Here is a 21,181-nt window from a genome sequence, read left to right as displayed (position 1 = left end):
CAGGGAGATTTTCCATGTCGAACGAACCTACCGCTGATCTGCTTTTCGAACCACTGACCATCGGCAACATTGCGCTCGGGCATCGCGCCGTCATGGCGCCGCTCACGCGGATGCGCTCGCGCCAGCCGGGCGACGTGCCGCAGCCCATGAACACGCTCTACTACGACCAGCGCGCCAGTCAGGGCGGCCTCATCATCACCGAGGCGACCGACATCTGCGAGCAGGCGCGGGGCTATCCCGGCGTGCCGGGCGTCTATAGCGACGAGCAGATCGCCGGATGGCACGCGATCACCGATGCCGTCCACGACAAGGGCGGAAAGATAGTGCTCCAGATCTGGCACACCGGCCGCATCTCGCATCCGACGATGCAGCCGGGCGGCGCCGTGCCGGTCGCTCCCTCCGCGGTGCTGCCCGAGGGGCTCACTCATATCGACGCGGCGGGTGCGTCTGCCGAACTCGTCATCCCTAAGGCGCTTTCGCAGCAGGAGATCGACACGATCGTCGCGACATTCCGGCAGGCGGTTGTGAATGCGCGGACCGCCGGCTTCGACGGTGTCGAGATCCACGCGGCCAATGGCTATCTGGTCGACCAGTTTCTTCAGGACACGAGCAATCTTCGGACGGATGACTATGGCGGGCCTATCGCAAATCGTGCGCGGTTTCTGCTCGAAGTGGTCGATGCCGCCGTCGACGCATGGGCACCGGGCAATGTCGGCGTGCGCCTGTCGCCCTGGGGCAATTTCAACGGCATGGCGGACAGCGACCCGGGAAGTCTCTATGCGCATGTGGGCACCGAACTCGGCAAGCGCGGCCTGGCCTATATTCACGTCGTCGAGCCCCGCGCCGATCAGAATAGCGATGTGAACGCGATCGACGCCGACGCGCCCGATGCTGGCTTGCTCCTCAAGCGCGCATTCGGCGGAACGATCATCTCGGCCGGCGGCTATGTGGGCGAGACGGCGCGCGCGGCGTTGCGCGACGGCCACGCGGACGCGATCGCGTTCGGACGCCTGTTCATCGCCAATCCCGATCTGCCGCGCCGGCTGGCCGAGGATCTGCCGTTGAACCGCTACGACCGCTCCAGTTTCTACGGTGGAAACGAGCGCGGCTACATCGACTATCCAACCTATGAACCCGAGCGGCTCGCCGAGGGAGCTGAGGCATGACCACCTTGATCCAAACGAAACACCGCGCCCGCGCGGCGAAGCCCGCCGAGATCAGCTGGGCGCTCAAGTTCGCGATGGCGGTTGCCGCCGGCGTCGCCGTCGCCAATATCTATTACAACCAGCCGATGCTGGGCGTGATGGAGCGCGACCTGCCGGGAAACGCCACGGGTTTGATCCCGACCTTCACCCAATTCGGCTATGCCGCAGGCCTGTTCCTGCTGGTGCCTCTCGGCGATCTCGTCGAGCGCAAGCGGCTGATCGTGATCCAATTCGCGGTCCTCGCTGTGGCGCTTGTGGCGGCGGCACTGGCGCCCAATGTCTGGCTGATCCTGCTCGCGTCGCTCCTGCTCGGCGTGTCGGCAACCGTTGCGCAGCAGATCGTGCCTTTTGCAGCCCATCTGTCTTCGCCCGAAAAGCGCGGCGCGACCGTCGGGACCGTCATGTCGGGCGTGTTGTGCGGCATTCTGCTGAGCCGGACACTGGCGGGGTTCGTCGCGACCCATGCCGGATGGCGCGAGATGTTCTGGCTCGGCGTGCCTATGGCGCTCGGCGCTGGTGTCCTGATGCTGGTCTCGCTCCCGCAAAGCCGCCCCGACAGCCGGATGCACTATGGCAACCTGCTCGTCTCGCTCCGCCATCTCTGGGCTGAGTTCGCCGAGCTGCGGATCGCTGCGGTGACGCAGGCTCTGCTGTTCGGCGCGTTCACGGCCTTCTGGACCATCCTCGCACTGCATCTGCAGGAGCCGCGCTTCGGCCTCGGCGCTGATGTCGCGGGCCTGTTTGGCGTGGTCGGGGCGGTCGGCATCCTGGCGGCGCCGATCGCTGGGCGGTTTGCCGACAAGCGCGGTCCGCACGGCGTCATCGCGCTCGGCGCGGTCCTGACGTTGGTCTCCTGGGCAATCTTCGGCCTCTGGCTCACGCTGCCGGGCCTGGTCGTAGGCGTGATAGTGCTCGATTTTGCGGTCCAGAGCGCGCTCGTCTCCAACCAGCATGTCGTCTATGCACTTCGTCCCGAAGCCCGTGCGCGGCTCAACACGATCTTCATGGGATCGATGTTCCTGGGGGGCGCCGGCGGCTCGGCGGCGGCGACCGCCGTCTGGGGGATGGGCGGATGGCAATCCGTCTCGATCCTCGGCGTGGTCCTTTCGCTGCTCGCGGTGGCGATGCAGGCCTACAGCCTGCTGCGTCGGCGCTGAGACGATGCAGGTCGCGATCGCCGGAGGATCCGTCGGCGGACTGTTCGCGGCGGCGCTGCTCGCCAAGAACGGACATGACGTGACCGTGTACGAGAGATCGGCGACCGGGCTTTCGGGCCGGGGCGCCGGCCTCGTTGCGCAGGATGACGTCTTCAAGCTGCTGCGCCTGCTTGGGCGATCCGACGTGGGCGTGACAGGAGTGACCGCCCGTTCACGGATCACGCTCGATCGGTCGGGCGCGATCGCACACCGCGATCCCCACCCGCAGACGCAGATATCCTGGGACGCGCTCTACGAGGCGGTGCGCTCGCAAGTGCCGGACGCCCATTACCGGCTCGATCAGGCGGTCACAGGCGCCGGCACGACGCGTGGCCTCGCCTGGCTCGAACTGTCGGACGGCGAATGCGTCGAGGCCGACCTGGTGATCGGCGCTGACGGGATCGGGTCGCGAGTGCGCCAGTCGATGTTCCACGGCAGCGGCGTCCAGCCGCGATATGCGGGGTACCTCGCCTGGCGGTTCCTGCTTCCCGAGGGTCAATTGCCGGACATCGCGGCGGCGACACTCTCCGAGCAATTCGCCTTCTATCACATGGAAGGGGGACAGGTGCTTGGCTATCTGGTGCCCGGCCCGTTCGGTGAGACGGCACCAGGGCGACGTCGCTACAATTGCGTCTGGTATCGACGCGTCGACGATCTCGCGGCTTGCCTCACTGACGAGACGGGTCGGACACATCCTTTCTCGCTCCCACGAGGCGCCGTTTCGGATGCGCGCCGAGACCAGCTGGTTGCTGATGCCAAGGCGCTTCTCCCGCCCGCTTTTGCGGCAGTCGTGGCGGCCGAGCGCGAGCCGTTCGTCCAGGCGATCTTCGACCTTGAGACCCCGCAGATGGTCGATGGCCGTATAGTGCTGCTAGGGGACGCCGCATTCGTGGCACGGCCCCATACGGCCATGGGTGTGGCAAAGGCTGCCGGCGATGCGATGGCGCTGCAGGCGCTGCTCGATCGGACGCCCGTCGAGCATGCGCTTCCCTGCTATGAGCGCGAACGCCTTCGGGTCGGCCATTCGATCGTCGATCTCGGCCGCAGGCTGGGCGCCTCGCTGGCGTCTTCGGATGTGCAGGCGAGCGTATCAGCGCGCTGAATTGTGCTCGAGTGGCGCACGGATCGGCAAACCATCACCCGTTCCGACAAGAGCGGCGAGACCGCTGCCGGTAGCTTGGCCGAGAGACCACAATATTTCGGAGCAGCAGATCATGACTGGCCAATCACCCGCAGCACCCACCGTCGTTCTCGTCCATGGCGCCTGGGCCGACGGTTCGAGCTGGCAGCGCGTCATTCCGATCTTGCTTGCCGAGAACATCCCGGTGGTCGCTGTGCAGAACCCGACCACATCGCTCGCCGACGACGTCGCGGCGACCAAGCGCGCGATCGACGCCATTGACGGCCCGATCGTGCTGGTCGGCCATAGCTGGGGCGGCGCCGTCATTACCGAGGCCGGCAACGACCCCAAGGTGAAGTCGATGGTATTCGTCGCCGCCTTCGCGCCCAAGGCCGGTGAAACGGTCGGCGAACAGGTCGGCCGCCATCCGTCGCCTCCCGCGCTCAGCCATATCAGCAACGACGGCGCGGGCTTCCTCAAGCTCAACGTCGAGGGCTGGATCTCGGACGTCGCCCAGGATCTGCCCGAGATCGAAGCGCGGACGCTGGCGGTGCTCCAGCCGCCGCTCGCGGCCAGCACCTTCGGCGACAAAATCACCGAGGCCGCCTGGGAGAATCGCCCGACCTTCTACATCGTGTCGAGCGAGGATCGCATCGTCAGCGTCGATCTTGAGCGCGAGCTGGCCGCTGCCATGAAGGCAAAGACGGTCGAACTGAAGGCCGGCCACCTCAGCCTGCTGTCGATGCCCGAGCAGGTCGCCGACGTCATTCTCGAAGCGGTTGCGTCCACGGTCGTGCCTGCCTGATAGTCACGCGCGGCGGTGCGTGTGGCGGCGCGCGCCGCGCGTGATAGATTTCGGACGAATGGCCGGGTGGGGGCAGGGGTTCTGGTGTGTTTAGCGGCATCGCGGTTCAGGTCGACCACCACTGCCGTAAGGTGCTGGCTATGGCTCACGCTGGTCGCTGCACTCGCCTTCCCGTGTGCTGCGGGCGTACAAGGCGTGCCGGGATATTACCGGACGCACTGGTCGGCCGCCGACGCAGCACCGCCTAACATACGTGCCATCACGCAAACGCCCGACGGGTATCTCTGGCTGGGTTCGTCGCGAGGGTTGTTCCGATTTGACGGCATCACTTTCGTCCAGGTGAACCCTGATGCGTTTGATCCCAGCCGGTCACAACAGGTCAATACGGTGGCGGCCGCGCCCGACGGTAGCGTGTGGGTGGGATATCGCTCAGGCGGCGTCGCGCGCTACGCAGGTGGCCGGCTGACCAAGGTCAACGTGCCGAGGCTACGCGGGAATGTGACTCGGATCCTCTTAGGCCCGAACGGCGAAATATGGATCGGCGTCAGCGACGCGAGCGGTACCCAGGTCTACAAATTCGAGCATGGCCGCTGGAGCGTCCTCGCGGCCGATGGAAGCACCGATCCGCTGCTGGGGCTCTATCTGGCACGCGACGGGACGCTCTGGACAGCGCACTTCTTCTCGCTGTTCAAATATCCTCATGGGCGCGGCCCTGCCATCCCCGTTCCTATAGATTTCGATCAGGCTCCAGCTTTTGCCGAAGGCTCTGGCGGCAAGCTGTGGCTGGTGAACGGCTGGAGTCTCAGGGAAGTGATCGGCACCAAGATGGTCGATCGGATCGAGACGCATGATATCGCTGGTGGAACGCGCGGCGGACAGCATGGCCTGCTCGTCGACGATGACGGGATGATATGGGTCGCGGGCGAGAATGGCGGCCTGATCCGGGTGCTGGAGCGTGGCGATGAGAAGACCCGCAACCTGTCCCCCGACGTCAATGCCCAGACGCTTTTCCGAGATCGCGAAGGCAATATCTGGGCCGGCGGCTATGACGGGCTTGACCGCTTCGTTCGCTCGGCGATCTTCATCGAGCCGATCCCCGGGCGCCTACTGACCGGCATCACGTCGAGCCGGTCGGGCAATGGCGCGATCTATGTCGGCACCGACGTCGATGCCTATGGGGTCGGCGCGGGCGTCGCGCGCGCCCTTAAGATCCCCTACACGATCGGCGGCATCTGCACCGGCCCGAACGATCTCGTCTGGGTGCTGACCGATAACGGCACCTATCGTGACCAGCACGGCAAGCAGGACGTGTTGCGCCAAGCCTTCGCCAAGGAGCGGCGCGCATCAGCCAGTTGCGTGATCGACGCCCAGGGCAAGATCTGGGAAGCCACGGCGGGGTTGGGCATCGCGCGCTTCGACGGTGGCAATTGGCAGAAGCAGACGCAGTGGCCGGTTCGCAGCTTCATCGCGGATGCGGGCGGTGGCCGTCTCCTCGCTTACCAGGCCAAGAACGGCCTTTCGCTCCTCGATGCGGCGGGTGAGCATCTGCTGCTCGCGCCAGCGCAGATCAAGATCGGCCCGGTCAAGCTGATGGAGCATCTCGGCCCCTATTGGTATCTGGGTGGGGAGGCCGGACTGATCCGATTCGACGGCAAACGCTTCTCGACGCTCAGCGCCGCAACCTATCCCTGGCTCGCGAACACCAACGGCATTCTTGTCCAGGGCGGCTATGTCTGGATCATCGCGGCAGAGGGCATCTTTCGCGTGCGCGCGAGCGATCTCGATGCCGCTTTCGTCCGTCCGGGCGGTCCGATCGCCGCGCAAAGGATCGGCGGTAGCGAAGGCATTCTTGGGCGACCCAACGTCTTCACCGCCGCCGATGCCAAGCTCGACGGGCGCGGACGATTGTGGTTCTCGACCAATGCCGGTCTGGTCCGCGTCGATCCCAGCCGATTGCGTCCCGACACGCTGCCTCCACCCGTCTCGATCACAGCCCTTGAAGCGCGGGGGCACAGCTATGCCGGCGCCGATGTGTCGCTTCCTGCAGGGACGACGCAGGTACGGCTCGGATTTGCGGCACTGAGCCTCACCAATGCGCTCCAGAACCGATATCGCTATCGCCTTTCCGGCGTCGATGCGGATTGGGTCGATGCCGGCACGCGCAGAGAGGCAAGCTATACCGAGTTGGCGCCTGGCACCTACCGTTTTGCCGTCATCGCGGCCAATGCGGACGGCGTCTGGAACCAGACCGGTGCCACGATGTCGTTCACGATTGCGCCCTTCTTCTGGCAGACCTGGTGGTTCAAGGCGCTGCTAGCGTTCGTCGTGCTTGCCGGCGTTGTCGCGCTGGTGCGGTGGCGCTGGACAGTGGTCTCGGCGACCGCCCGGCAACGCCTCCAGGACCGGCACGCAGAGCGCGAAAGGATCGCGCGAGAACTCCACGATACGCTTCTTCAAGGGTTCCACGGCCTCGTGCTTCGGTTCCAGGCGGTCGCCGAGCTGCTTCCCGATCAGCACAAGGCGCGCGACAATCTGGTGACGGCGCTCGAACGTGCCGACGATGTTCTCGCCGACGGGCGCGAGCGGGTCCGGGATCTGCGCAACGACAGCGGGCCGGTCGATCTGCGCGAACGCCTGAGCGACGATGCGTCGATGATCGTCTTTCCGCCGATGACGTGGGACATCGAGGTTTCGGGGACGGCGCGCAGGCTCTCGCCGCCGATTGCCGACGATATCGCACAAATCGCCTCCGAGGCTCTCGCCAATGCGGTGCGACACGCCAAGGCGACCGCGCTCAAGATCTCGATCGACTATGGCGGGCGCCGCCTCGTCGTCACAGTAACCGACGACGGCTTGGGGTTGCCCGCTGAGGTGAAGGTCAGCGGCGGCCGCGAGGGGCATTACGGGCTGGTCGGCATGCGCGAACGCAGCGCGCGAATGGGGTCGAAGATCGAGATTGGGGATGCGCCGGGGAAGGGAACGCGCATCCGCCTTTCGCTTCCGGCGCGGCGCGCATACGCGGAATGATGACGGTGGAGCGAAGCGTTCAATGACCGAGCGCCGATTAGTCGGGACATATGCGGGCGTCGACATCCACGTCGCCGCCTGGGACGGTGTGGCCGCGGCCGTGGATCTCTCCTGCGCGTGCATGTTCGCGCGTGAGGCGCGCGGCGCCCTGCCGACTGGAGGTCTGGCGCATCTCGACGCGGCTTTGGGCGGCCGGCTGCTTTCGGTCCGAACAGCCGGACTCTTTCAGGCGACGCGAGGCGAAACGCTGCTGATCGATCGAGCGCCCCCTGTAATAAATGCCGGGGCGGTTCTGGTGATCGGCTTGGGCGATCCCGATGTCTGGTCGACCGAGGTAGTCGGAGGCGCGGTTGCGATCGCCTATACTATGGCGAACCTCAAGGGCGCCGCGCGCGTAGCCTTCGCGCCGAGCATGCTCGACAGCGGCCTCACCGGTGAACAGACGTCTGGCGCAGCCAATCGGATGCTCGGCGCCCTGATGCGTGCGATCGACCTAAAGATTGCACTGGAAGGATGCGGGCAGACCCATCTTCCGTCAGTGCGCGAATGGTTTTTCGATGTTGGAGCCGAACGCTTTGATCAAGCCTCCGCAGGGTTTGTCGAAACCCTGCATCAACTACGCTCAAGGCTGGCTTGATCCGCACTTATCCGGAGACCGCTTTCGACCAGAATGTGTCGTTCGCCTATCAAGCTTTGAACGGCAGCTTCTGCAAGAAGCAGCCGTTCGCTCGGCGCGAATGGGGGCACAGTCATCCCGCGCAAGATGTTGCAACGACCGGTCGCCAGCGGCGCGGACGCTTTCGACAGTGGTCGATGATGATGGGGCAGGAAACGGCCCGCTCCGACCGTCCCATTACCCGACCCCCGATTGATACAGGGGATAGGTGGGCGCTTGTGTGTGAGCTGCCAACAGCCATTAAGGGTAGAGCGGAGCGCCGGAATTAATATACCTCACGGCTGCGCTTGGCGTCCAGCTCTTTACCGAGGTTGAACTTGTCGCCCCAAGCGGTGAACCAATGGTCGTTGGTCGCCTGAACGGCAGCCAGGCCGGCGGCGTCCAGCCCGAAAATCGCGCCGATGGCGTCTTTGGTAGGGCTGCTGATGTAGGGGCAAACGATGAGGTCGAGCAGCATGATCAGCGTCTCGGCGTCGTCGGGACAATGCGCCTTCATATAATGGAGCTTGGCTAGGATTTCCGCTTCGATGAAGGCTTTCAGCTTCGCGTACCTGACCTTGTGTTTGATATAAGACAGCAGGATCGTTATCGAAAAATGGTTCATGAAACCGGTGGGGCGGATGTAATTTCCGGTCTTCTCTTCCTCCTGGATCAGAAAATGCCGCAGCAGAACGGAGACCGGTAGCCAGTATTCCCGTCCGATCTGCGAGAGCGAAATCAACAGGTAGAGGCTTTCCACCTCGCGATGCTCGCTCATCGTATTCTTTTCGAGTTGCTGCATCACATTGTCGTGGACATACTTAAACAGAAGATGCTTATTCTCGTAATGTAGTCGCTGTGCGTGGACGAAGTCCACCGAAGCCGCGATCATCCGGCAGATGCGGATGGTATGATTGACCTTTGGGCTCGCGGAATAGGCGAAAAACGCAAACTCCATGATCGCCAGCAGTGCATTGGACAGACACTTGCGGTCCCGGTCCGTTTTTTCGCTCTCAACGTACGCCTTCGAGAGCTTTTCGATTTTGTTCTCGATGATCGCGAACGTGTAATTCAGCAGGTCGGAGTATGTGACGCCGGCTTCCTTGATCGCAGCCTTGTAGCGGATGATCAGACGGTTCGCATTGATGCCGCAGACCAGCTTCTTCTGTGGCGGCTTGGCGGGGTCGGCCAGCGGCTCTTGCTCGCAGGCCGGGTTGATCTCGTCGTTAAGAAGCGCGGAAACCCGCTCCTTGGCAATCGTGATTTCGGTGATGATCGGCTTATTGTAATGCTTGATTTTAGCGGTGTTGATGCTGAGCTTCTTGCCCTTGAGGATCTCCTGAAGCGTCTCGAAAACTTTGAGCTGCGTGGACTCCTCATTGTAGAAAATGAAGAAGTCATCGACGTAGCGGAAGATTTCGTAATCCACCTTGTGGCGCAGATTGGCCTTCGCCAACTGCCGCAGCAGCTCGGCATCGACCGACTGCAAAATGATCTCGGCAAAAATCCGCGAAAATTCGGGACCGATGACGATGCCATTGGTCTCTTTGTGATTCAGATTCTGCATGAGCGCGTCAAAGCGCCCTCCGAAAGTGCGCTTGGAATCCTCCAGCTTGAATTTTGTCTGGTCCTTGCCCAGCACGGCCCAGGGCAGCGAATGGGTGTAGATGCTGTCGAAACACTTGCTGACGTCGATCTGCACCATCGCGTCGTACTTTTTCTCGCTGCGATGATATTTGTAGGACTCGAAGAAGCGGTGAATGTTCCGGTATTTCCGGTAGACGAAATAGGAGCCGAGCTGCTCGTACTCGCGATTCTCCTCTTCCAGCCCCGCCACGGAATCCAGCCGCTCTTCATGCAACTTGTCCTTGAAATAGGCATAACGGGATACTGACACCGGGCGGCGGATCGAAAATTCGCTAAGCGACGTGTGGTAGATGATTAGCGCGCTATGGTTGGCGTAGAAGCTCGCGACCGCTACCTGATTGCGCGGATGGACGACGCTCAAGGTGCGACCGTCCAGATTGTGCGCGACCCTGAAATTGAACGGTATCGTCGCCATTTCGCACTTGTTGTAGGGCACCGACCGTCTGGTCTTCTCCTTGCCCCATTCGGTCACGGCCTCAGCGGTGATGGGCGTTCCGGCTTTGATGCCGAACAGAAGCTGCATCGTGCGGTCAAGCGCGTCGGTCTCGCAAACCCAGCGCAATTGGCCTTTCTCAATCTCGACGCTGTTATCGCGCAGGAAGCGATAATAGCCCCGGTTGGAGAACGTTGGGGGCACCTCGAACGGCAGCATGTCCGTGAGGATCGAGCGTTGTTTCCGGTGCGTGAGGGAGACACGGCGCTTAGGCATGTTTCCAGGCCCTCACTATCGTTTGCAATTCCCGCGCGCTAAAATGATGATAGCGGCGCTGTTCGAAGCCGGTGGTGAATTTGAGCTTTTTCAACTGCTTTTGCAGGCTGCTGCTGTGCAAGGTCGCGATCAGCGCCTTCAGCTCTTGGTCAAGCTGGCCGAAGCTGGTCAGATCGGTTGCGATCGAGTTGTTGTAGTAGATGCCGGTGGCGGCCCGCGACTTGCTGTTCGACAGCCGCGTGTTGCCGGTCAGGAATTTGATTCGCCAGATAAGTTCGCGGTAGGCGCGCCGCGTGCGCAGCGAGCGCTCTAACCAATACTCCTCGAACGCCGCCCTCATGCGCGTGCGATATTTTTCTACCTTCGCAGTGCTGGGACCGATCTCGCACTTTCCGGCGGTAATGCTGAATTTGTAACCGAGATATTCGAACGTCTGTGGGTTCGGGTCCGGGAAGACGAACTCATCTGTCTTCGCCGCATTATTCGCCAGCGCGTGCTGGCCCAAGATGTCGATGATCCGGTCCTTATAGGAGCCGAGGCTGTTGCCAGCCGGGGGCCGCGCGAAGACGGCCACGATATCATCGACGAAGCGGCAATAGAGAACCAGGCCGGGGATTGCCCGGATGTCGCTATCTACCGGGCGCAGGTAAAATTCGGCGAGGTAGGCACTGATGCCTACTCCGCGCGGAACACCGACGGCGGTGCCGGATTTCGCGCCATAGGAAACAAGGATTTGCTTGATGTACTTCTTCGAAGTCGAGCTTAGAAGCTGGTCGCTGTCCAGCTTTTCGAGCAGCTTTTTCCTGTCAATGCTCTCGTAAAATGACGAGATATCGGTTCGAATCAACTCAAATGGAAATGTGCCCCCGAGGATATCGCGAACCTGACAGACAAGGTCGTGCCGGTTCGCTTGCTTGACCCCGTAGATGCGGTTGATGTTGTGCTGGAGCTGCTTAATGATGAAGAAGGTTTCGGGCTCGGCATCGATGCAGAAAACCGGCTTTCCGTTCGGACCGTCCTTTTTAGAAAGATCGATTTTGAAGGAGGGTTTGAGTACCTTGTGGCTGATCTCGTCCATCAGCGTATCGACGGCTGCCGATTTTTCCGCCTTCGCGTCTGCAAGTTTCTTTTTCAGGTCGAGTAAGGTTGCCTCGAAAACATCTGCCGCCATGGTCGCCTGATTGGCGCGGTGGTCACGGATGTCCTGCACCTTGTCGCGGACAGCCAATGTGAGCGGTTCGAGCGTCGGGAAGTAACGGCTCGCCAGATCGAGACCTTTGCGGTTCTCGGCGTCATAGATGCGGCGGAAGTTATCCGCTGTAAACATCTGATCAAGCATTACTAAACTGACATCCTGGGGTTCGCCTCCGTTGGCGTTCAGGAAGACGGTTATCCCACAGGGACGGGGTTCGGGAAGCGGTTTCTAGACCGAGAATGTCGGGCTCTTTGGCGGCTGCTGCCGTCTGCTGCAGCGCAAACGAACGGCAGCTTAATCCATTTTTGCATTCAAAACCGGAACGGCAAAGAACGGGCCCGAGGCCGCCGGACTGCATATAGACGCCCTAGAAAGAATGTTCTAGCAATGTTCCTTTTATGATCGAGTAGATGTGACCTGAGGATCACCGAGGACAGGAATGCTCAGCTTCAGACAGCTGCGTGGGAGTGTGGACGGCCAAAGGGGCTCGTTCGAGCGCCTGCTGCGACATCTTGCGGAGGTAATCCCACCGGCGCGTGCGACCGAGTTCCGGCCCATCGAAGGCGCGGGCGGTGACGGCGGCGTCGAGGCCTATTGGGTGCTGGAGGACGGCACCGAAGAGGGCTACCAGGCGAAATTCCACGAGGAAGCGGGCGATATAAACTGGACGGCCCTCAACGGGTCGATCCTGACTGCGATCTCCACGCACGCAGCGATGACGCGCATCACTGTCGGCATGCCGTGCGACCTGACCGATGTCAGGCATCAGCGCGGCACTTCGGCGCGCCAGAAATGGAATCAGCGGCTCCCGGGCTGGAAGGAAGCTGCCGGAGATAGGCCGTTCACGGTCGACTTCCTGGGCGGCAGCCAGATCGAGCGCATGCTCGCCGACCCGCGTGCAGCAGGTTTGCGCGAATATTGGTTCGGCGAGCGGGAGCTGTCGGAAACATGGTTTCGCGAGCAATTTGAGCGGACCGTTGCCGCGCTCGACGAACGCTATCATCCCGAGGACCATGTCGATGTCGGCGCAAGCCAGCTGTTCCAGGCGCTGCGCGGCAGCGCCGATTGGCGCGGTGGCTACCGGCAGCCGCTTGCAGCACTGGCGGAGCTTCTGCCCGATGATCCCGGCGAGGGAACGCCGGACGCGCCATGGTACACCGCCCTCGCGCTGGCGATGCATCGCCTCGAGACGATTGCCGGGCAGCCACTGCAAGGCGAAGAGGCCTTTCCCCTGCAAGACTGGCTGGATGCGTGCGAGGCCGCGATCGACGCCATTGGGCAGGCTGGCCCCATACTCTACGATGAAGACAGGCCAGATCGTGACAGCTTCGGTCTGCGTAGGCTACGGGAGCGCCTCGACCAGATGGACGAGGCGCTGATCGATTTGCGAGATCGGCTCGAGGGCACCTTCCAGGAAGCGGACCAGTCCCGGTTTGCGATCGTCGAGGGCGAGGCGGGAAGCGGCAAGTCCCATCTCATGGCGCGGGAAGTAGGCGTCGCCCTCGACGCCGGCGAACCGGCGATCATGCTGCTCGGCACCGACTTCCGGCATGGCGACGAGCCCGGCGTCGAAATTGCGAGGCGGCTGGAGCTGCCGGGGATGACGACCGAGAAACTGCTCGGCGCTTTGGGCGCCGCAGCCGCGGCCCGTGGAACGCGCGCGCTCATCTGTATCGACGCGCTCAACGAGGGCGGTGGGGCGCAGTATTGGCGCAATCGTCTCGCAGGCTTTGCGGCGCAGGTTCGGGCGAACCCCCGTCTTGCGCTCTGCGTCTCCTGCCGGGACGTATATTCCGAGCGCGTGTTCACCGCCTCGTCAAGGCAGCATGCGGCCGAGATCGTCATCGCGGGTTTCGAGACGGAAGAGGAACGCGAACGGGGCGCCGTGGTCTATATGGACCGGCGGGGTATCACGCGGCCGGCGTCCCCTTGGCTCCCCCCCGAATTCATCAATCCGCTGTTCCTGCGCACTACCTGCGTCGCGCTCCAGCAACAGGGCAAGACCCAGTTCCCATTGGGACTGCGCGGATCGCGCGAGATGCTTCGATTCTACCTCGACGCCGCCGCTACAACGCTGGGGACGATATATGACGGTAGCGCGGAGCTTGTCGCTCCACTGACCAGGGGGCTGCTCGACATCGCCGGCGCCATGGCGGACGGCCGCGTCGACTATATCGAGCGCCGAGCGGCGGCATGCCTCCTGGACGCAGCCTTTGCGAGCTATCAGACCCCCAATGGCATGGGCTGGCTGGACCTGCTGCACCTGCGCGGACTGCTGCGATACGATCCAACGCCCTATGACGAGGAGGCCGAGGCCGACCCGCTCGACGTGCAGGAGGATGTCCTGCGCTTCGCGTTCCAGCGCATCCAGGACCAACTCGTCGCCAAGAGCCTGACGCAAGGCATGCGCGAGCCTGGGGCGCCCTTCGAAGAGGACGCTTCGTTCGCTTTCATGCTCGGTCGCTGGGGTATCGAGGACGAGTGGCGCGGCGTCTTCGACGCCCTCGGTGTCGTATTCGCCGATGAGTGGCGGACCGAAATTGTCGATCACCTTCCCGGCGGCGTGGAGCGATGGTGGGGGCGCACTTCAATCCAGGCGGCGTTCGTCGAGAGCGTGCGCTGGCGCCAGCACGGTTCTTTCAGCGACCGCACGGTCGAGTTGTTGAATCGGCTGAGCTGGCAAGCAACCCCATTGGACCTTCTGATCGAACTTTCGGCGGTCGAGGGGCATCCCTGGAACGGTGACATGCTGCATCGGAACCTCGTGCGACGCCCCCTGCCCGAACGGGATGCCTTCTGGACGCAGCGGGTGAACGGCGAGATCGACCAGCGCGGCACCGCCTATCGGCTTGCCAGCTGGGGTCTGGGTCAAGGGCCGGACACCGCGAACAACCAGACGGTGCGGCTGGCGCTGTCGACGTTGGGATGGATTCTGACCTCGTCGAATAGGACGCTTCGGGATCGTGCCACGAAAGCGGCCACCGAAATCCTGATGCGCCATCCGGGTGCCGCGGCGCCGTTCGTCGAGCGCTTCGCCGGGGTCGATGATCCCTATGTCGTGGAACGCGTACTGGCCGCCGTGGCCGGCGCATGCCTGCGCGATCCCCAGGCGGACCGTGTGGCAATCGCCGCTGACGCGATCTGGCGGCATGTCTTTTCCGGAGCGTCCATTCCCTTGCACGTACTCGGCCGCGATTATGGCCGCCTGGTGATCGAACTGGCGCTCGACAGGAATGTGCTTCCGGAAGGGTGCGATATCGCCAGATGCCGTCCTCCCTATGGCAGCAGAGCGCCGCGCTTCGGGTTGGACAAGGCGAAGGTGGAAGCGGAAGCCGAGGCCGTTGGCGACCGCCACATCGCGGATTCATGCTTCGGCTTCGCTGGCGATTTCGGCGAGAAGGTCATCAAGTCGCGGATTCGTGAGTTCACCAGCATTCCGCTGTCGCGGCCAAGGCCGATGCGCCTGTCGGAAGCCTTTGAAGCATTCAAGGCGAGGTGGATCGCCGGGGACGAGATGAAGGAGATTCTCCTCGAACTCGTCGAGCTTACCGCGCCGCGCTCCGGACAGAATGGCGGCGGCGATAAGAGTGAGACATTTGCGCACGCCGATCGTCATCTACGCCAGTTGCTCGGCGTCCGAGCGACACGGGCCTATGACGAAGATGTCCTCCCGCACCTCAAGGGCCGGAAAGGCTGGTCCGGCATCGGCAAGGAGCTTCCGCTCGTCGATCATCAGCAGGCGCGACTCTGGATCGCCCGCCGGGCCATCAGGCTCGGCTGGTCGAGCAAACGGTTTCCACGCGACTATGGCGCCGGGAGCGATACTGCGCCCCATGCCCGGATCGAGCGGATCGGGAAGAAGTATCAGTGGATCGCGTTCCACGAACTGCTCGCGCGACTGGCGGACAATGTCTGGCTCGCACCGGAATGGGGACCGCTCGAAGCCCGCGCATACGATGTGCCGACCAACCTGCCGTTTCTGCGTGACATCGAACCCACCGTGCGACCGATCGAAGATGAAGATACCGGCTACGCCCCAACATCGATCCCGGCCGTTCCACACATCACGATCGACAAGGTCGCGACGGAAGATATGCCTTCCTGGGTAATCGACAACGAAATCCCGCGTGAAAGGCTGTCGCTGGGACTGTGCGGTGATGTGTCGGACGGCGACTGGCTCACCCTTTACCGGTATACGGACAGCAAGACGCGCCATCCGGGCGTCGATCGCATGGGCGGCGCGCCGTTCAGACTAAACGACTTCCACTTCCTGATGATGGTCGGCATCGAAGCCGGGCAGGAAGTGCGGTTCGCCCGGCAGATGAGCCGCGCCTGGGCCGACTTCCACCACGACTGGATGATGTGGGGCGACCTGACCGATGGTCCCTATGTCTATGAAGCAGGCGTGCGCAGCACCTGGCCCGATGCAGAATGGGTTGATTCGGACGGGATCCAATCGGCTGAAGCCCGCTATCTACGGTTTTGCCGACAATATCGCTGGGAGCATCATCTCGATGCGACGCTGCCCTCAGGCCTTTCCATGCATGTCCCAAGCCCTTGGTTATTGACAGAACTCAACATCCAGGCTGATCCCAACCTTCCAGGAGTGTGGGTTGCCGCCGATGGCCAGCAGATCATCGTATCGAGTACGGGCGACCGTAACTCCTTTTGCCTCGTGCGGCGTGGCGCGCTCGAAGCAGTGCTGGAGGCACGAGGCGTAACGCCTCTTTGGGTGGGCATCGGAGAGCGCGGTGCGTGGCCCGACGCCAAGGAGAATGCAGGTCCGCAGCGACGCTGGAACGGGGTGTTTTGGCAGAACGGCGAAGACGTTCTGGTTGAGGCCTGGGCCGAGGACCATCGCCCAGAGCGACCGATGCGGCAGGAGAAAGTCCGCTTATATCAAGTAACATCGAATGTTATGGCCAAAGCGGATTAGCCGACGTCATCTGCCGCGGCACCTCCGTTTTCTACTTTTTCTAGGCCCTATGACCAAACAATCGAACCAGACCGATCCTTTCGTCGCCATTCGCGAGTCCCTGCAGGCCCGCGAAATTCTCGTAGGCTTGGAAAAGCATGGGGTGGGCAATGACCAGCTATACTATCACTGGTTAGGGACCATTGGCCTTGGCCCCTCCCATCGCGACCTGAGCGTGTTGCTCGATCGGCTGGAAAAGGAAGGTTTCATCGCGACTGAGCAAACCGACGGTTTCCGCGTAATCAAAGCCACGCTGGCCGGCATCGAGGTCGCACAGGCTCGGGTCGGCGTTGACTGGATTGCTCGTGTGGAGGTCCGGTAGGCAGTAGCGCTTCTATCCTGCGTTTCGCTTTCTCGGAAGAGCCGCCTTCTTGACCCAAGTCTTCGCGCGTGCCGCTTGTCGCTTCTTTTATACGGGCACCACACGCGACACATCGATCGCGACGACAACTTTCTCATTCAGAAGGCGAAAGGCCACGATGGCGAAAGTCGGGTTCTAGGAGGACCGGACGTTAGAGCGCCCAGCGGGAACGGCGGCTTCGTCCCAATTGCTGTCTCATGTAGTGACCGTGGATGCGTAGAGCAGCCTTGAAATTGGACTCACTCGAAGCGGCTAAGGTGTGGTCCGCTCATGATCAGACGGAAGCGCGATCCCCAGCCCGTGCGCGACTTCGCCTCGACGCGATGGCCCAGCGTGCGGCACGATTGGGCGACGAGCCAGAGGCCAAGACCCAAACCCTCGCGCGACGCGTCACCCTGATGAAAGGCGTCGAACATCCGTTCCTGAGTGTCCTTTTCAGTTCCCGGCCCGGTGTCAGTGACATCGATGGCGTAGGAAGAGCCGATCCTACGGCATCCGACCACCACGCCGCCCGCGGCAGTGTGCTTAATCGCATTGCCGATGAGGTTGGACAGGATCGTCAGGAGCATTGTCGCGTTGCTCTGAACTAAGCAATTCGGCCTCACGAAGCTCAAGCGAAGCCCTTTTTCCCAGGCGAGCGGCGCCCAATCGGCTTCAAGGCGATCGAAGATCGCCGCTAGTGATAGGTCGCGCAGTTCGATGGTAGTGGTGCGCGTCTCTGCCGCCAGCGCTAGTTCGGTCAGCCCCTTAGTGAGCCTGAGACCCGCATCGCGTGCTGCCGATAGCCAGAAACGAGCCTGCTCCTCCCGGCAATCGGGCGCCATCTTCTCGATCGCGCCCAGCATGATCTGCAGGGGCTGACGCAGGTCGTGGCCGGCGGTCGCCATATCGACGGCCTTGCGGTGCAAAGCGCTCTCGAGGGTCGCGATCTGGTCCTGCAGAGCAATGACATTGCTACTGGGCATAGCCTGATTTCCCGAAGCGAAGCGGAACCTTGATCGGGTCTGATCTCTTGCCGCTGTCGAATAGTGTTGCATGCGATTCCCCAGGGTCCGTCCCTGAGCAATGCAGGAAGACACCAGGATTCACCATTCCAACACCTGGTCGCCTTCGACCAACCGTTGGTAGGATCCGCCCCAAACCAAGGTTTTGGGCGTCGTACGTGGCGTGTCAGAGACAATATTTGGCTACCCCCCGAAAGGGTGCTGCCAGCACACCCCATTCGCGCTAAACCCGTTACAGGGGTAGAACGTGTTTTGGGGGAAGGATTCCAGTGGTCGCTGCCGCGCCACTTCGTTCTTGCAGCCTGTGCTGTCTGCTCTTCGCTAGTCTGGTAACCGACCCTGCGAAGGCGCAGGCGCTCGACCAATCGACACGCACCGAGAATCAAACGAACTCCTCCGATGACATCGTGGTCACCGGCGCGCGGCAAGAGCAGCGCAGCTCGATCGAGGTCAAGCGGCGGGCGACCGTGATCGCCGATGGCATTGTTGATGACGAGATCGGCGCACTGCCCGACAATTCCGTGGCGGACACGCTGGAGCGCATCCCCGGCGTGACCGGCGATCGCTTCAAGGGCAATGCCAACGATCCAACGGTCCGGGGCCTTGGGCCGACGCTTAATTTCATGACGATCAACGGCCGAGAGGCCTCGGCAGCGGGCATCGATCGGTCAGTGAGCTTCCAGCAGTTCCCGTCGGAGCTGATCAGCGGGGTCATGGTCTACAAGACGCAGCGGGCTGATTTCCTCGAAGGCGGCATCGGCGGCGTCATCGACCTGCGCACCGCGCGGCCGCTTGAGGCCAAGGGCTCCCGCCTGACCGGCGAGATCCTCGGTTCCTACTTCCCGAAGGACGCGGCAATCCGCGGGCGCAATGGCCTCGGCTACCGGGCGGACATCACCTATCTCGACCAATTCCATACCGGGCTTGGTGATATCGGCATCTCGATCGGTCTCCGACGGCAGGACAGTGCGGCACCCGAAGACTATTACAACGGCAACGCGAACTTCGTGCCCTGCACCACGGCGGCCTCCAACGGGACGTTGGTGAGCGGAACACCGCCGCAGCTCGCGGCTGCGGGCGCCGGTACTAACTGCGCCAACGCGACAGTGCCGCGAGCTGGGGTGGGAGAGAAGGTCGGCCAGACCTATTACGCCACGCAATCGCGGAGTTTCCGCGAGCAACAGACGCACGAACTGCGGAACGCCGCCTTCGGCACGCTCGAATGGAAGCCGGCCGCGAACCTCGATATCGATGTCGACGCGCAATATTCCCGCCGCAATTCCACCGAGAACCGGAACGTCCTCCAGATCACCGAAGGGTTGCGGGGCATCTCGCCCATTCTCATCGGCGACGGCACCAATGGGTGGTCGAAGGGTGCATTGATCGCCTTTTCGGGCAATTCCTTCCTTGAGGATCAGCTCGAACTGCGAGAGCGGGACGAGACCTATCTCGGCGTCGGGACCACCGTTCGCTGGACGCCCGGCCGCTGGACGATCGAGGGCGACGCAAGCCTGTCGCAGTCGCATCGCACCGAGAGCCAGCGGCAGACCCGGATGCGCTCGAACACCCGCGTCGGATACACGCTCGACTATCGAAACAGCCCGCTCGTGCCGGCGGTCACGTTCAACACTTTCGACGTGACCGATCCCGCCAATTTCGACAACACGGCAGCGACCGCCGTTTATGCGCGCAACCGGCTCGTGACCGACCGCCATGACGATATCTATGCCGGCAGGCTCGACGTCGAATATGCGCTCGATGGTTTCGTGACGTCGATCAAGATCGGCGGCCGCTATTCGGAGCAGCATCGCACGCTGGCGCAGAACGCCAATAACGATCTCAACACGCTCGTCCCATCCGGCGGCAAATCGGTCGCCGACATCATCAACGGCGCCAATCTGGCCTGCCGGACGTCATTCCCGTCCTCGAGCTTTTTCCCCTCGACCGGCACGCTCATGAGTTGGGCGACGTTCGACGATGCCTGCCTCTTCAGGTCTTTCGCCGGCAGCGACACGGCGTTGCCGTTCCCCAGCGATCGCCGCGACCCAAGCGACATTAATGTGCGTGAACGGATCACGGCCTTCTATGCGATGGCGAACTTCGCCGGTTCGGTCGGCTCGACACCGTTCAGCGGCAATATCGGGGTCCGCTACGTGCAGACCTCGATCTCCTCGATCGGCTACCGGCTGCCGTTCGTCGTCACCATCGACAGCGCTGCCGACAATTATACCGTCTCGGCTGATCCGACGGGCTCGATCGCGACGGAGCATCTGGGCGGCTCCTATCGCTACTGGCTGCCTAGCGCGAACATCGCGCTCGATCTCTCATTCAAGACGAAGTTGCGGCTCGCGCTCTACCGCGCGCTTGCAAGGACTGGAATCGAGTCCTTCGGCGCAGGGATCAACCTCAATCCGACCGCTGGGCCGGGCGGTGCGGACAGCGTGACGTTCAACGCGACCAGCGGCAATCCGTCGCTGAAGCCGCTGCGCGGGTGGAACGCGGATGCGAGCCTCGAATTCTATCTGGCGCGCGACACGGTGTTCTCCGCTGCGATCTACGGAAAATGGCTGCGCGGCACCGTCATTTCCGGCGTGGCCCCGATCCCGACCGTGATCAGCGTGAACACGATCGTCGATGGCCGCTCGGCGGGGCTGCGTGATTATTCGGTCAATCTGATCGCGCCCGCCAACGATCAGGAGCTGCGGCACCTCTACGGGATAGAGCTGTCGGGCTCGCACGCGCTGACCTGGGCGCCCGGCCTACTGAGTGGACTTGGCGTGATCGGATCGCTCAACATTGCCGAGGCGAATTTTCAATATCCCGACACCTCGGCGCTTGCCGCCTATCTCGATCCCGCTAATCTTCCTGGCCTCTCGCGCTATGTCGCAAGCGGCACCGTTTATTGGGAGCGGGCAGGGCTATCGCTGCGTGCCAACTACCGGTACCGTTCGGCCTATCCGAAGCCGAATGGTGGTACGAACCGCAGCGTTCAGGGCGCGGGCTATCTGAACCTATCCGCGCAATATCAGCTCTCACAAAATGTGCGGCTGAAGCTGCAGGCAATGAATGTGACCGGGACTAAGGATGTCTTTGTCAAAGGAGGCAGCGATAGCATCGCGGAGGTTAGCGACAGCGGACCGCAATATTATGCCGGCGTGCAGTTTCGCTTCTAGGCGAGCCGGCACAGGCTTCGCTGCTTCTTTTCTGCTGCTGGTGTCGGGGGCGCCGCTCGCGCACGCGTCAGGGGCAGCCGTATGCGAAGCCGCTCAGGGCTATGCTGGC

The 21,181-nt window shown here is 62.5% G+C and carries 12 protein-coding genes; 9 read left to right on the top strand and 3 right to left on the bottom strand.

Annotated elements, in window-relative coordinates:
- Positions 1-14 precede the first annotated feature (14 nt).
- The 6 genes from PBT88_RS16690 to PBT88_RS16665 all read left to right on the top strand — a co-directional run bounded on the left by PBT88_RS16690 (position 15) and on the right by PBT88_RS16665 (position 7,990).
- Complete coding sequence (locus PBT88_RS16690) at positions 15-1,166, top strand: alkene reductase (RefSeq protein WP_270076435.1); 1,152 nt, start codon at positions 15-17, stop codon at positions 1,164-1,166.
- Positions 1,163-2,362, top strand: a complete 1,200-nt coding sequence (locus PBT88_RS16685; RefSeq protein WP_407696472.1) for an MFS transporter — start codon at positions 1,163-1,165, stop codon at positions 2,360-2,362. Before PBT88_RS16690 ends, PBT88_RS16685 begins: the two co-directional genes overlap by 4 nt.
- Before the next feature lie 4 nt (positions 2,363-2,366).
- Positions 2,367-3,503 (top strand): FAD binding domain-containing protein, encoded by a 1,137-nt coding sequence (locus tag PBT88_RS16680; protein ID WP_270076434.1) that lies wholly within the window; start codon positions 2,367-2,369, stop codon positions 3,501-3,503.
- Positions 3,504-3,615: 112 nt separating this feature from the next.
- Positions 3,616-4,326: an alpha/beta fold hydrolase gene (locus PBT88_RS16675; RefSeq protein WP_270076433.1), complete on the top strand. Its 711-nt coding sequence runs from the start codon at positions 3,616-3,618 to the stop codon at positions 4,324-4,326.
- 15 nt (positions 4,327-4,341) lie between these two features.
- On the top strand, positions 4,342-7,353 hold the full coding sequence (locus PBT88_RS16670; protein WP_270076432.1) for a sensor histidine kinase: 3,012 nt from the start codon (positions 4,342-4,344) through the stop codon (positions 7,351-7,353).
- A gap of 22 nt (positions 7,354-7,375) precedes the next feature.
- Complete coding sequence (locus tag PBT88_RS16665; RefSeq protein WP_270076431.1) at positions 7,376-7,990, top strand: M17 family peptidase N-terminal domain-containing protein; 615 nt, start codon at positions 7,376-7,378, stop codon at positions 7,988-7,990.
- A gap of 304 nt (positions 7,991-8,294) precedes the next feature.
- On the opposite strand, the gene drt3b is transcribed toward PBT88_RS16665, so the two are convergent.
- Positions 8,295-10,307 (bottom strand): antiviral reverse transcriptase Drt3b, encoded by a 2,013-nt coding sequence (drt3b, locus tag PBT88_RS16660; protein WP_270076430.1) that lies wholly within the window; start codon positions 10,305-10,307, stop codon positions 8,295-8,297.
- 49 nt (positions 10,308-10,356) lie between these two features.
- Positions 10,357-11,703 carry an antiviral reverse transcriptase Drt3a gene (gene drt3a / locus PBT88_RS16655; protein ID WP_270076429.1) on the bottom strand — a complete coding sequence of 449 codons (1,347 nt, stop codon included), beginning with the start codon at positions 11,701-11,703 and terminating at the stop codon, positions 10,357-10,359.
- Positions 11,704-11,998: 295 nt separating this feature from the next.
- Between drt3a and PBT88_RS16650 the strand changes: the two genes are divergently transcribed.
- On the top strand, positions 11,999-16,495 hold the full coding sequence (locus PBT88_RS16650) for a hypothetical protein (RefSeq protein WP_270076428.1): 4,497 nt from the start codon (positions 11,999-12,001) through the stop codon (positions 16,493-16,495).
- Between the two features lie 49 nt (positions 16,496-16,544).
- Positions 16,545-16,856: a hypothetical protein gene (locus PBT88_RS16645; protein ID WP_270076427.1), complete on the top strand. Its 312-nt coding sequence runs from the start codon at positions 16,545-16,547 to the stop codon at positions 16,854-16,856.
- A 278-nt stretch (positions 16,857-17,134) separates the two neighbouring features.
- Here the strand turns inward: PBT88_RS16645 and PBT88_RS16640 are convergent, their stop codons facing one another.
- On the bottom strand, positions 17,135-17,860 hold the full coding sequence (locus PBT88_RS16640) for a sensor histidine kinase (RefSeq protein WP_270076426.1): 726 nt from the start codon (positions 17,858-17,860) through the stop codon (positions 17,135-17,137).
- Positions 17,861-18,306: 446 nt separating this feature from the next.
- On the opposite strand from PBT88_RS16640, the gene PBT88_RS16635 reads away from it, so the two are divergent.
- Positions 18,307-21,072: a TonB-dependent receptor gene (locus PBT88_RS16635; protein ID WP_270076425.1), complete on the top strand. Its 2,766-nt coding sequence runs from the start codon at positions 18,307-18,309 to the stop codon at positions 21,070-21,072.
- The last annotated feature ends 109 nt before the right edge of the window (positions 21,073-21,181 follow it).

Origin of the sequence: Sphingomonas abietis (assembly GCF_027625475.1) — a bacterium.
GTDB lineage: Bacteria > Pseudomonadota > Alphaproteobacteria > Sphingomonadales > Sphingomonadaceae > Solisphingomonas > Solisphingomonas abietis.
Note: the sequence above shows the minus strand (reverse complement) of the source record. Positions and strands in the feature narration are given on the sequence as shown.